12 protein-coding genes are annotated in these 12021 nt (G+C 71.4%); 8 read left to right on the top strand and 4 right to left on the bottom strand.

The window, feature by feature from the left end:
• Positions 1-206: 206 nt before the first annotated feature.
• From pepN to ACH5AF_RS01535, 8 genes are all read left to right on the top strand, one after another.
• Positions 207-2795, top strand: a complete 2589-nt coding sequence (pepN, locus tag ACH5AF_RS01570; protein ID WP_398899265.1) for an aminopeptidase N — start codon at positions 207-209, stop codon at positions 2793-2795.
• A gap of 193 nt (positions 2796-2988) precedes the next feature.
• A complete protein-coding gene (locus tag ACH5AF_RS01565) occupies positions 2989-4449 on the top strand; it encodes a sensor histidine kinase (protein WP_398899264.1) in 1461 nt (486 codons plus the stop codon).
• Positions 4446-4862 (top strand): roadblock/LC7 domain-containing protein, encoded by a 417-nt coding sequence (locus tag ACH5AF_RS01560; protein WP_398899263.1) that lies wholly within the window; start codon positions 4446-4448, stop codon positions 4860-4862. The genes ACH5AF_RS01565 and ACH5AF_RS01560 overlap by 4 nt, the downstream gene beginning before the upstream one ends.
• Positions 4859-5218, top strand: coding sequence for a DUF742 domain-containing protein (locus ACH5AF_RS01555; RefSeq protein WP_398899261.1), 360 nt, complete (start codon positions 4859-4861; stop codon positions 5216-5218). The genes ACH5AF_RS01560 and ACH5AF_RS01555 overlap by 4 nt, the downstream gene beginning before the upstream one ends.
• Positions 5199-5819, top strand: a complete 621-nt coding sequence (locus tag ACH5AF_RS01550; protein ID WP_398899260.1) for a GTP-binding protein — start codon at positions 5199-5201, stop codon at positions 5817-5819. Before ACH5AF_RS01555 ends, ACH5AF_RS01550 begins: the two co-directional genes overlap by 20 nt.
• Positions 5820-6038: 219 nt before the next feature.
• Positions 6039-7133, top strand: coding sequence for a selina-4(15),7(11)-diene synthase (locus ACH5AF_RS01545; protein ID WP_398899259.1), 1095 nt, complete (start codon positions 6039-6041; stop codon positions 7131-7133).
• 88 nt (positions 7134-7221) lie between these two features.
• A complete protein-coding gene (locus ACH5AF_RS01540) occupies positions 7222-7887 on the top strand; it encodes a cytochrome P450 (RefSeq protein WP_398899258.1) in 666 nt (221 codons plus the stop codon).
• The gene (locus ACH5AF_RS01535; protein ID WP_398899257.1) at positions 7794-8282 is read left to right on the top strand and encodes a cytochrome P450; all 489 of its coding nucleotides are present in this window, start codon (positions 7794-7796) and stop codon (positions 8280-8282) included. Before ACH5AF_RS01540 ends, ACH5AF_RS01535 begins: the two co-directional genes overlap by 94 nt.
• 37 nt (positions 8283-8319) lie before the next feature.
• On the opposite strand, the gene ACH5AF_RS01530 is transcribed toward ACH5AF_RS01535, so the two are convergent.
• The 4 genes from ACH5AF_RS01530 to malQ form a co-directional block, all read right to left on the bottom strand.
• On the bottom strand, positions 8320-8724 hold the full coding sequence (locus tag ACH5AF_RS01530; RefSeq protein WP_398899256.1) for a type II toxin-antitoxin system VapC family toxin: 405 nt from the start codon (positions 8722-8724) through the stop codon (positions 8320-8322).
• Positions 8717-9001 (bottom strand): type II toxin-antitoxin system Phd/YefM family antitoxin, encoded by a 285-nt coding sequence (locus ACH5AF_RS01525; protein ID WP_398899255.1) that lies wholly within the window; start codon positions 8999-9001, stop codon positions 8717-8719. The genes ACH5AF_RS01530 and ACH5AF_RS01525 overlap by 8 nt, the downstream gene beginning before the upstream one ends.
• A gap of 321 nt (positions 9002-9322) precedes the next feature.
• Complete coding sequence (locus ACH5AF_RS01520; RefSeq protein ID WP_215184618.1) at positions 9323-9553, bottom strand: hypothetical protein; 231 nt, start codon at positions 9551-9553, stop codon at positions 9323-9325.
• A gap of 23 nt (positions 9554-9576) precedes the next feature.
• Complete coding sequence (malQ, locus tag ACH5AF_RS01515; protein ID WP_398899254.1) at positions 9577-12015, bottom strand: 4-alpha-glucanotransferase; 2439 nt, start codon at positions 12013-12015, stop codon at positions 9577-9579.
• Between the last annotated feature and the right edge of the window lie 6 nt (positions 12016-12021).

Raw genomic sequence — 12021 nt, 5'->3', positions numbered from 1 at the left:
CTGGGGCGCGGCGCGTCCGGGGGTGCCTCGGGCGGTGCGGGCCGCCGCCGTGCGGCGGGGCGGCGGCTGGGTGCCGCGGGGGGGGGGGCCCCCCCCCGCCCCCCCCCCCCTCGTCGTCGTGTCCCGGCACCTCCTCGGTCCCGGACGCAGCGCAGGCGGCGCGTGGAAGGATGGCCGCAAACATCGCAGACCGAGGAGATGACCGGGTGCCTGGCACAAACCTGACCCGTGAAGAGGCGCAAGCGCGTGCACGCCTGCTCACCGTTGACTCGTACGAGATCGACCTCGATCTCTCCGGAGCACAGGAGGGCGGGACCTACCGGTCCGAGACCACCGTGCGCTTCGCGTCGGCCGAGGACGGTGCGGAGACCTTCATCGATCTGGTCGCCCCCGCCGTGCACGAGGTCCTGCTGAACGGGAAGTCGCTGGACGTCGCCGCGGTCTTCCGGGACTCGCGGATCACACTGAAGCATCTGCACGCGGGCGACAACGAGCTGCGCGTCGTCGCCGACTGCTCGTACACGAACACGGGCGAGGGCCTGCACCGTTTCGTCGACCCGGTGGACGAGCAGGCGTACCTCTACACGCAGTTCGAGGTCCCGGACGCGCGCCGGGTCTTCGCGAGCTTCGAGCAGCCCGACCTCAAGGCGACCTTCCGGTTCACCGTGAAGGCGCCGGCGGGCTGGACGGTGATCTCGAACTCCCCGACGCCCGAGCCGGAGGACAACGTCTGGCGCTTCGAGCCGACGCCGCGCATCTCGACCTACATCACGGCCCTGATCGCCGGCCCGTACCACAGTGTCCACAGCTCGTACGAGAAGGACGGCCGGTCGGTCCCGCTCGGCATCTACTGCCGTCCGTCGCTGGCCGAGTTCCTGGACGCGGACGCGATCTTCGATGTCACGCGGCAGGGCTTCGACTGGTTCCAGGAGAAGTTCGACTACGCGTACCCGTTCGCCAAGTACGACCAGCTGTTCGTGCCGGAGTTCAACGCGGGCGCGATGGAGAACGCGGGCGCGGTGACCATCCGCGACCAGTACGTCTTCCGTTCGAAGGTGACGGACGCCGCGTACGAGGTGCGGGCGGAGACCATCCTGCACGAGCTCGCCCACATGTGGTTCGGCGACCTCGTGACCATGGAGTGGTGGAACGACCTCTGGCTGAACGAGTCGTTCGCCACCTACACCTCGATCGCCTGCCAGGCGTACGCACCCGGCTCGCGGTGGCCGCACTCGTGGACCACATTCGCGAATTCCATGAAGACGTGGGCCTACCGGCAGGACCAGCTGCCGTCGACGCACCCGATCATGGCCGAAATCCGCGACCTGGATGACGTTCTCGTCAATTTCGACGGAATCACGTATGCCAAGGGCGCGTCGGTTCTCAAGCAGCTCGTCGCCTATGTCGGCATGGACGAGTTCTTCCGCGGCGTACAGGCGTACTTCAAGGCGCACGCCTTCAAGAACACGCGCCTGTCGGACCTGCTGGGCGCGCTGGAGGAGACCAGCGGCCGGGATCTGAAGATGTGGTCCAGGGCCTGGCTGGAGACGGCCGGCATCAACATCCTGCGCCCGGAGATCACCACGGACGACTCCGGTGTGATCACCGCCTTCGCGGTGAAGCAGGAGGCCCCGGCGCTACCGGCGGGCGCCAAGGGCGAGCCCGTGCTGCGTCCGCACCGGATCGCGATCGGCCTCTACGACATCGACGGCACCGACGAGGCCGGCAGGCTGGTGCGCACCGACCGGATCGAGCTGGACGTCGACGGTGAACTGACCGACGTGCCGGCCCTGGTGGGCAGGGCCCGTCCGGCCGTCGTCCTGCTCAACGACGACGACCTGTCGTACGCGAAGGTCCGCCTCGACGAGGAGTCGCTGAAGAACGTCACCGGGCACCTGGGCGACTTCACCGAGTCCCTGCCGCGCGCGCTGTGCTGGGCCTCGGCCTGGGACATGACCCGCGACGGCGAGCTCGCCACCCGCGACTACCTCGCGCTGGTCCTGTCCGGGATCGGCAAGGAGTCCGACATCGGCGTGGTCCAGTCGCTGCACCGCCAGGTCAAGCTGGCCATCGACCTGTACGCGGCGCCGCAGTGGCGCGAGACGGGTCTGAGCCGGTGGACCGACGCGACGCTGGCGCACCTGCGGTCGGCGGAGCCGGGCAGCGACCACCAGCTGGCCTGGGCGCGGGCGTTCGCCGCGACCGCGCGCACGCCGCAGCAGCTGGACCTGCTCCAGGCGCTGCTGGACGGCTCCCAGACGATCGAGGGCCTGGCCGTCGACACCGAGCTGCGCTGGGCGTTCGTGGAGCGTCTCGCCGCGACCGGGGTCTTCGACGAGGAGGAGATCGCCGGGGAGTACGGGCGGGACAGGACCGCGGCCGGTGAGCGGCACGCGGCGACGGCGCGAGCCGCGCGGCCGACGCCGGAGGCCAAGGCACAGGCGTGGGCGTCGATCACTGTGTCCGATGCGAAAGCAGCGCTGCCGAACGCCGTGCAGGAGGCCGTGATCAGCGGCTTCGTCCAAACTGATCAGTGCGAACTGCTCGCCCCGTACACGGAGAAGTACTTCGCGGCTGTCAAGGGCGTGTGGGAGTCCCGCAGCCATGAGATGGCGCAGCAGATCGCCGTCGGCCTCTACCCCTCGCTCCAGATCTCGCAGGACACGCTGGACGCCACCGACGCCTGGCTGAAGTCGGCCGAGCCCAACGCCGCGCTGCGCAGGCTCGTCCTGGAGTCACGGGCCGGTGTCGAGCGTGCGCTGAAGGCGCAGGCGGCGGACGCGGCAGCGGAGTGACGCAAGAGGCATAGGAACCGGGTGGAAATTGAAGGCGCGTCGGGCCGCTGTCGGCCCGGCGCGCCTCCTTGCGTTTTCGGCCGTCGACAATTCGCCAGAGCGGAGCCCGCCGTCAACGCCCTTGCGCGGAGCGGGATATGCTCCCGCCGGTTGTTTCATGTGATCTTTTCCCGTTCGATTTCTGAGGATGCTGATGGTTCGACAGGGAACGTCGACCGGAAGTCCGCGGCCGAGGGCCAGCCTCGTCTGGCAGCTGCCCGTCGCCGCGACCGCCGCGGCCGCGATCGTGGCCGTGTTCCTGGTCTCCGCGTCGGCTCGCACCCCCGTGCTGATCGTCTCCGCCGTGGCCGTCGCCGCGGTCGCCGTCGCCTGTGCGGAGGCCATGCGCAGGGGCAGACTGGTGAGCGAACTGCGCAACCGGGTCGCGGCGCAGGACGCGCTGATCGCCCACCAGACGGCCCAGACCGGCCGGCTCGCCGGTGAACTGCTGCCCCAGGTGGTCCAGGCCCTGCGGTCCGGCGGCTTCCCCGAGGACGTCCTCGCCTCCGTCGACGCACCGCCCGAGCACCGCGCGGTGCTCCGCTCGGTGGTCGACGCGGTCAGCGCCGAGGAGGACCTGCGCGAGTCCGCACAGCGCGCCTTTGTGAACATCGCCCGGCGGGTGCAGGCCATCGTCCACCAGCAGGCCCAGGAGCTGCGCGAGATGGAGGACCGGCACGGCCGGACCCCCGAGGTCTTCGGCGACCTGCTGCGCATCGACCACGGCACCGCGCTGATCGGCCGGCTGGCCGACTCCATCGCCGTCCTCGGCGGCGCACGCCCGGGACGCCAGTGGAGCAAGGCCGTGCCGCTCTACAGCGTCATGCGCGGCGCCATGTCCCGGATCATCGACTACCAGCGCGTCGAACTGCACTCGGTCTCCGAGGTCGCCGTCGTAGGCACCGCCGTCGAACCGCTGATCCACGCCCTGTCGGAACTCCTGGACAACGCCACCCGCTACTCGCCGCCGCAGACCAAGGTCCATCTGACCGCCGTCGACGTGCAGTCGGGCATCGCCGTCGAGATCGAGGACGGCGGTGTCAGCATGAGCGAGGAGGCGCGCAGGCGCGCCGAGCGGATGCTGCGCCAGGCGCAGCAGGGCATCGATGTCAACGACCTCGGCGAGAGCCCGCGCCTCGGCCTCGCCGTGGTGGGCCGCCTCTCACAGGCGTACGGGTTCCAGGTGTCGCTGCGCGCCTCCGCGTACGGCGGCGTGCGCGCCGTTCTCGTCGTCCCTCAGGCCCTGATCACCACCTCTTCCTCGGCGACCGGCCTGGCGCACGGCATCGGCGCCGCCTCCGGTCCCCGTCCCGCCGGCTCCGACACCCACGAGCGGCTCCCGCGGCCGGTCACGGGCTTGACGGTGCCCCTTCCCGCCGAGGACGTCCCGCAGGTGAGCGAGCGGACCGCGAACGGACTCCCCCAGCGACGCCGCAAGGCCCGGGTGACCGCTCCCGCCGTCCCCGTGGACGGGACGCAAACACCTCCCGCGACCGTGCCCGACCCCGCGCAGGGCGCCGCACCGGCGGTGCAGCCCGGCATGTGGCTGGCCGCCTTCCAGAGCGGCCTGTCCGGCGACACTCCCCAGACGAACAACGGAAACGAGCAGCCATGATTCAGCGGCAGTCCCACCAGACCAACATGGACTGGATGCTCAAGGACCTGGCAGAGGGCGTACCGCAGACCCGAAACGTCGTCGTGCTGTCCGCCGACGGACTGCGTATGGCCCAGTACGGGTCGGACACCGACTCGGCCGACCGGCTGGCCGCCGCCTGCGCCGGACTGCAGAGCCTCGCGGCCGCGGTGGCCTCCGAACTCCCCCACGGCGACGGCCAGATGCGGCTCGTCGTCATCGAGATGAACGGCGGCTTCTTCTACCTCATGGCCGCGGGTGCGGGCGCCTATCTCGCGGTGCTGGCCGACGAGGGCGTGGACGCCGGTCTGATGGGACAGCGCATGCGGGACCTCGTGCTGCGGATCGGAGAGCACCTGAGCACGCCGCCGCGGCACGAGGGGCAGACCGCGTGAGCGACGCGGACGACGACTGGGAGCCGGGCAGTCCCGAGCGGCTGTACGTCATCACCGGCGGCCGCAGCGGCTCCTTCGCGCCCACCGCCTTAGACCTGGTCACACTGATCGTGGCCAGGTCGGGGCCGAGACCCGGAATGCAGCCGGAGCACGCGGCCATCATCCGGATCTGTCAGGCGCCGCTCTCGGTGGCCGAGATATCCGCCTATCTGAGCCTGCCGGTGAGCGTGATCACCGTGCTGCTCAGCGACCTGTTGGCCGAGGACAAGGTGCTGGCCCGCGCACCCGTCCGGGCCGCCCACCTCCCCGACCGCGCGTTGATTGAGGCAGTGATCGATGGACTTCAGAAGCTCTGAGCAGGCTCTCGGCCCGCGGAGCGAGGACGTGCTGCCGACGACCGCCACGGCCGCCGTCAAGGTGGTCATCGTGGGCGGCTTCGGTGTCGGCAAGACGACCCTGGTCGGCTCCGTCAGTGAGATCAGGCCACTGACGACCGAGGAGACGATGACCCAGGCCGGTGTCGGCGTGGACGACACCCAGGGGGTGGAACGCAAGACGTCGACGACGGTCGCGATGGACTTCGGCCGTATCAGCATCAACGAGGAGCTGGTGCTGTACCTGTTCGGCACTCCGGGCCAGGAGCGCTTCTGGTTCCTGTGGCGCGGGCTGTTCGAGGGCGCGCTCGGCGCGGTGGTGCTGGTCGACACCCGCCGGCTGGAGGTCAGCTTCGATGTCATCGGGAGGCTGGAGGAACGCGGCGTTCCGTTCGTCGTCGCGGTCAACTCCTTCCCCGACGCACCCGATTACCCGCTCGAGGAGCTGCGAGCCGCGCTGGATCTGCCGGAGGCCGTGCCCATCATGCTGTGCGACGCGCGGGAGCGCGCGTCCAGCCGGGACGTCCTGATGGCGCTGATGCGCTACCTGCAGTTCCTGGCCCAGGCGCAGGCGGCATCGTGACCCGGACATCGGCTCCGGCAACCGGAACCAGTGGCGCAGGTCGTGCCGCAACTTCCGGCCATCGTTGGCCCGTTGCGTACCGCTCTGGCCGGGATTTGTCCCATTGGATCAGCCAATCCGGCTGAGTACGATGCCGCGTAGTTGATCACTCTGAGGTGCAAGTTGCGCGTGTGACAACGAGGTTGACGCGCCGCACCCGCATCGAGAGGCAGGCCGCACGTGGAGTCCGAGCTGACCGTCCCCCCGCTCTTCTCGCCCATTCCACCCGCGATACACCCGCAGCACGCGGACATAGACGTCCAGACAGCGGCCTGGGCCGAGACGTACCGCATCGGCTCCGAGGCGCTGCGCGCCAAGCTGGTGGTGCAGGACATCGGCACGTTCTCGGCACGAATCCTGCCCGAGGGCCGCGAGGAGGTCGTCTCCCTTCTCGCGGACTTCGTACTGTGGCTCTTCGGCGTGGACGACGGCCACTGCGAGGAGGGCGAACTCGGGCACCGGCCCGGTGACCTGGCCGGCCTGCTGCACCGGCTGATCCGGGTGGCACAGAACCCCGAGGCGCCGATGATGCAGGATGACCCGCTGGCCGCGGGCCTGCGGGACCTGCGGATGCGCGTGGACCGCTACGGTACGGCGGGCCAGACGGCCCGCTGGGTGGATGCCCTGCGGGAGTACTTCTTCTCGGTGGTGTGGGAGGCCGCGCACCGCCGCGCCGGCACCGTGCCCGACCTCAACGACTACACGCTGATCCGGCTGTACGACGGGGCGACCTCGGTGGTGCTCCCCATGCTGGAGATGGGATACGGCTACGAGCTCCAGCCGCACGAGCGGGACCGCACCGCGGTGCGCGCCGCGGCCGAGATGGCGTCGTTCATCATCACCTGGGACAACGACATCTTCTCCCACCACAAGGAGCGCAGAACCCCCGGCTACTACCTCAACGCCCTGCGCGTGCTGGAGCGGCAGGGCATGAGCACCGAGCAGGCGCTGAAGACCGCGATAGCGCAGCGGGACAGGGTGATGTGCCTGTACATGCGCCTGTCCGAGCAGTTGTCCGAGCAGGGCAGCCCCCAGCTGCGGCAGTACCTGCGGAGCCTGTCCAGCTTCATCCGCGGGGCCCAGGACTGGGGCGTCAGCTCCGTGCGCTACACCACCCCCGACGACCCGGCGAACCTTCCGCCCGTCTTCAGCGACACTCCGACCGACGACCGCCACGAGCCGCTGGACATCCCCGCCGTCTCCTGGTGGTGGGACCTGGTGCCCGGCTCCCTCACCCCTTCCGTGCCTGGCCGGCAGGCTGCGCACTTCGCGTAGAGCCGGCATCACAGCCGTACCGAGGAAAGGATTCTTCGACCGGCTGCGCCCCCTCGCGGGCGACGGACTCGCGACGGCGGGCGGAGAGGTGCACCGACGGCACCGCCGGGTCATCCAGCCGATGTTCCACCCGCAGCGGATCACGATGTATGCGCAGGCGATGAGCACCAACGCCACCGCGCTCGCGGACTCCTGGACACCGGGCCAGGAGATCGAGGTGGAGCAGGCGATGGCCCAGTACGCCATCGAGACGCTGGCGACCACGCTTTTCTCCACGGACATCGGAGAGCCCGCGGTGGTCGCCATCCGCGAGAACCTGCCGGTCGTGCTGAAGAACCTGCTGATACGGGCGGCCTCGCCCAAGTTCCCGGACCGCTTCCCGATCAAACCCAACCGGGACTTCGACGCGGCGGCCGCAACCCTGCGCTCCGTCATCGACGACGTGGTCGCCAGGACCCGCCGGTCCGGCGACACCGGGCACAACGACCTGTTGTCGGTGCTGCTGGCCGCGCAGGACTCGGAGACCGGTGAGTCCCTGTCCGACACCGAGGTCAGGGACGAGCTGAGCACCATCCTCTTCGCCGGAGCGGAGACCACGGCGCCACGCTCTCGTGGACCTTCTACGAACTCTCCCAGCACCCCGAGGCCGAGGCGCGGCTGGTGGCGGAGATCAAGGACGTGGTGGGCGACCGGCCCGTGGCCGTCGAGGACGTGCCCAGGCTGGAGGCGGTCCGCCGCGTCCTCGACGAGGTGATACGTCTGCACGGCGTCACCATGCTCATGCGCCGGGCCACGGCGCCGGTGGAACTCGGCGGCTACACGCTGCCGGAGGGCACCGAGGTGGGCTTCAGCCTCTACGCGATGCACCGGGACCCGGACCTGTACGAGGACCCGGACGGGTTCGATCCCGACCGGTGGCTGCCCGAGCGCCGCGCCGCCGTCTCGCGCCAGTCGTACATCCCGTTCGGCGCGGGCAACCGCAAGTGCATCGGCGACGCGTTCGTGTGGATGGAGGCGACGATCGCGCTGGCGACGATCCTCGCCCGCTGGCAACTGCGCCCGGCCGGGGGCCACGTACCGAAGGAAGTCGCCTCGGCCGTGGCCCACCCGGACCGCATGCCGATGACGGTGACGCCCCGGGACGCTTGACGGACCGGCCTCGGGGCGAGCCGCCGCGGCTCACGGGTCAGACAGCGACGATCTCCACCGCCTGCTCCAGGCCCTTGAAGTCGTCGGGATTCCGCGTGTACAGAGGCAGCCCTTCGGCCGCGGCCGTGGCCGCGATCATCAAGTCGATCCGTCGCGGCCGGGGATCGCGCTTCGACCTGATGGTGAGCGCGACCAGCGTGCCGTAACACCGCGCCGCCTCACGGGTGAAGGGGACGGCGTCGAAGTCCGCCTCGGCGTCGGCGAGCCGCTGGGCACGCGCCAGCGTTTCGACCGGATCCTTGGCCATGGCCACGCCCTGGGCGAGTTCTGCCAGGACCACCGAGGGAATGGCGATCTCCAGCGGCAGCCTTTCCGGAGCGAGTGCGGGCAGGTCGATGACCACACATGTGTCGGCCAGCCCACGTTCGTGGCGCTCAGTCATGGTTGCGGTCCCAGGGGTCGGCGGCTTCACCGACACGGTCCTCGTCTCCGAAGAACTCGTCGGCCTCGGCACGCATCCGCGCGTGATCGACCGGCGGCGCGTTGCGCCACTTCCGTTGGATCTCCTCGACCGGGACGTATCGCCGTCGCGGGCTCAGCGGCCTGACTTCGGCGATCTTTATTCCGTTGCGAGTGACGTGATACGTCTCGCCCGCCTCGACATCATCCAGCACTGCCTTGGAGCGCGCGGCGAGTTCGCGTTGGGTGATGGTCTTCATGGGAAACAGCGTACTACGGTGCATTACGTCGCGACACGGCTAACCGCCGGCACCCTCGCGCAGCGCGGCCAAGCAGCCCTGACCCGTGGCGCGGGGGCGTCCTGCCGGTGCGGACGCAGTCCGGTCCGCCACGGTCATCCGGTGCCTTCCTGAGAGGTGGGCGGTGGCTCCACCGTCGCCCCGGAGGATCACTTGGGTCCATCGAACGCTTTCGACGGTTTTTTCCGGCAGATCTGAATCATCGCCCGGAGGGCGGCACAGCAAAGGCGCCCCGGACGCGGGAGCGTCCGGGGCGCCTCGAAGGCTGGGATCAGGGCAGGGTCAGCTCTGCTTCCTGGACTTGTCGAGCACCATCACCAGGCCGGCGATCACCACGAACAGGGCGATCGGCGCCACGACATACAGGCCGAGGGTCTCGGCCACGCTCAGGCCGGCACCCGGGTCGTCGCCGTCGTCCGGGGTGAGCGCGAGCGCGGGGGACGACATCAGCAGCATCATCAGCGTCGTACCGGCTGCGACGGCGCCGGCGCGCAAGGCGTTCTTCTTGTCCACGGTGCCAACGTAGCGAACGCCTGTCAGGGTCGCGCGCCCGGGGGTGCCATAGAGGAGCCGTCGCCGCCCCGCGCGGTTGCGAGGACCGTCATGAGCCGGTGCAGCCGGGACGATGCGGCAAGGTCCTCCAGGGCCGTGGGCCGGCCCTCGCCGTCCGCGACGGGCAGCCGCCAGTTCGGGTACTCGTCCCAGGTGCCCGGCAGGTTCTGCGGGCGGAGGTCGCCGACCGCGTCCGGCAGCCACACCCCGACCATGCGCGCCGGCGTGTGCAGCAGGAAGCGGTAGACCGCCCGGATCCCGGCCTCCTCGTCCCCGGCGCCCTCGGGGAGCAGGCCCAGGCGCTCCAGCAGGCCGAGCCACTCCTGCACATCGGCCGTGTCCTCCGTGCGCTCCTGCTCCAGGCCGCGGGTCAGCAGTCCGAGCCGGTGGCGCAGCTCCACATGGCCGCCGCTGAGCCGGGCCGCGGTGGACGGCAGATCATGCGTGGTGGCGGTGGCGACGCACCCCTCCCGCCACCTCTCCGGCGGCAGCGGCCGGCCGCTGCCCGCCCAGTCGCGCTCGAACCACAGCACGGAGGTGCCCAGCACGCCGCGATCCGCGAGCGCCTCCCGCACGCCCGGCTCGACCGTCCCGAGGTCCTCTCCTATGACGACGGCGCCCGCGCGGTGCGCCTCCAGGACGAGGACCGCCAGCATCGCCTCGGCGTCGTAGCGGACGTACGTGCCCTCGGTGGGCGGGGCGCCCTGCGGCACCCACCACAGCCGGAACAGGCCCATCACATGGTCGATGCGCAGCGCGCCCGCGTTGCGCAGGATGCCGCGCAGCAGGCCCCGGTACGAGGCGAACGCGGAGGCGGCCAGCGCGTCGGGGCGCCACGGCGGCAGCCCCCAGTCCTGGCCGCGGGCGTTGAACGCGTCGGGCGGCGCGCCGACCGACATTCCGGCCGCGAAGACGTCCTGCTGGGCCCACGCGTCGGCACCGCCGGGGTGCACACCGACGGCGAGGTCGTGCACGACGCCCACGCCCATGCCCGCCTCGCGGGCCGCCCGGCCCGCCGCTGCCAGCTGTTCGTCGGTCAGCCACACGAGACGGCTGTGGAAGTCGACCCGGTCCATCAGCTCGCTCTTCGCCCGTGCGGTCTCGGGCGAACGGGGGTCGCGCAGCGCGGCCGGCCAGCTGTGCCACTCGGAGCCGTGCACCTCGGCGAGCGCGCACCAGGCCGCGTGGTCCTCCAGGGCCGAGCCCTGCTCGGCCAGGAAGTCGCAGTAGGCGGCGTGGCGCCCGGGCCCGAGCCGGACCGTGTGCAGGATCTCGAGGGCCTCGCGCTTGAGCTCCCACACGGCGTCCCGGTCGATCAGCGCGCCCTTGCCGAGGACGGACTCACGCAGCTCGGCCGCCTTCTCGCGCAGTTCCTCAAGCCGTGCGCGCTGCGCCGGGTCCGCGTACGCGTACTCCGGGACGTCCTCCACGCGCAGATGGACCGGGTCGGGGAAGCGGCGCGACGAGGGGCGGTACGGAGACGGATCGGTGGGGGCGCCCGGCACCGCCGCGTGCAGCGGATTCACCTGGACGAAGGACGCGCCCAGCGCCCGGCCCGACCAGGCGGCGAGCTCGGCGAGGTCTCCCAGGTCGCCCATGCCCCAGGAGCGGGCGGACAGCAGGGAGTACAGCTGGACCAGAAAGCCGTAGGAGCGGCCCTGCGGCCGGGGGACCTCGCCGGGCGCGACGACGAGGGTCGCGTCGGCGGTGCGGCCGCCGGGTGCCTCCGCACGCAGCCGGTGCACTCCGGCCGGCAGCTCGCCCCAGCCGGCCTCCGCGGGGGCGGGAGCGTTTGCGGCCTCCGCGGGAGCGGGAGCACCTGTGGCCGTCACCGAGGCGGGAGCGCCTGCGGCCGCCACGGGGGCGATGGCACCTGCGGCCTCCACCGGGGCGGTAGCGCCTGCGGCCGCGGGGGCCGGAGTACCTGCGGCCTCCACCGGGGCCGGAGTACCTGCGGCCTCCGCGGGAGCGGGAACACCTGCGGCCTCCACGAGGGACGGAGCACCTGCGGCCGCCACCGAGGCCGCCGGACCCGGCGCGCTGCCGGGTGCCCGGAGCGAGGCGGGAGCGCTTGCGGGCGCGGGCGCCGTCCCTCGCGCGCCGGGTGGCGAAAGGCGCATCTCATGCCCCTGCTCCGTCGTCACGCGCAGCACGGTGCCTGCGGGCAGGGCACCGAGGGCGGCGGGGAGACGGGGTCCACCGGGCTCCTGCCAGACGACGGTCGTGGGCGGCAGCAGGCGCGAGGCCGCGGCACGGTCCGCGCGGTCCAGGGCGGCGCCGACCGCCTGCGGGGTGGACGCGTCGACGCCGAGCGAGGCGAGGACGGCGACGACGGTGGCCTCGGGGACCGCCACGGTGACGCCCTCCGAGGGCTCGAAGGTGGTGGCGACTCCATGCAGCGCGGCGAGCCGGGCAAGGCCCATGCGGAC

It is taken from the genome of Streptomyces sp. NPDC018833, from assembly GCF_044390825.1.
In the GTDB taxonomy this organism is placed as follows: Bacteria; Actinomycetota; Actinomycetes; order Streptomycetales; family Streptomycetaceae; genus Streptomyces.
Note: the sequence above shows the minus strand (reverse complement) of the source record. Positions and strands in the feature narration are given on the sequence as shown.

Excerpts from the sequence above, each read along its gene's own strand:
- ACH5AF_RS01530 (WP_398899256.1), bottom strand. The coding sequence starts at position 8,724 with ATGACTGAGCGCCACGAACGTGGGCTGGCCGACACATGTGTGGTCATC.
- ACH5AF_RS01565 (WP_398899264.1), top strand. The coding sequence starts at position 2,989 with ATGGTTCGACAGGGAACGTCGACCGGAAGTCCGCGGCCGAGGGCCAGC.
- ACH5AF_RS01525 (WP_398899255.1), bottom strand. The coding sequence starts at position 9,001 with ATGAAGACCATCACCCAACGCGAACTCGCCGCGCGCTCCAAGGCAGTG.
- ACH5AF_RS01550 (WP_398899260.1), top strand. The coding sequence starts at position 5,199 with ATGGACTTCAGAAGCTCTGAGCAGGCTCTCGGCCCGCGGAGCGAGGAC.
- malQ (WP_398899254.1), bottom strand. The coding sequence starts at position 12,015 with ATGGGCCTTGCCCGGCTCGCCGCGCTGCATGGAGTCGCCACCACCTTC.
- ACH5AF_RS01560 (WP_398899263.1), top strand. The coding sequence starts at position 4,446 with ATGATTCAGCGGCAGTCCCACCAGACCAACATGGACTGGATGCTCAAG.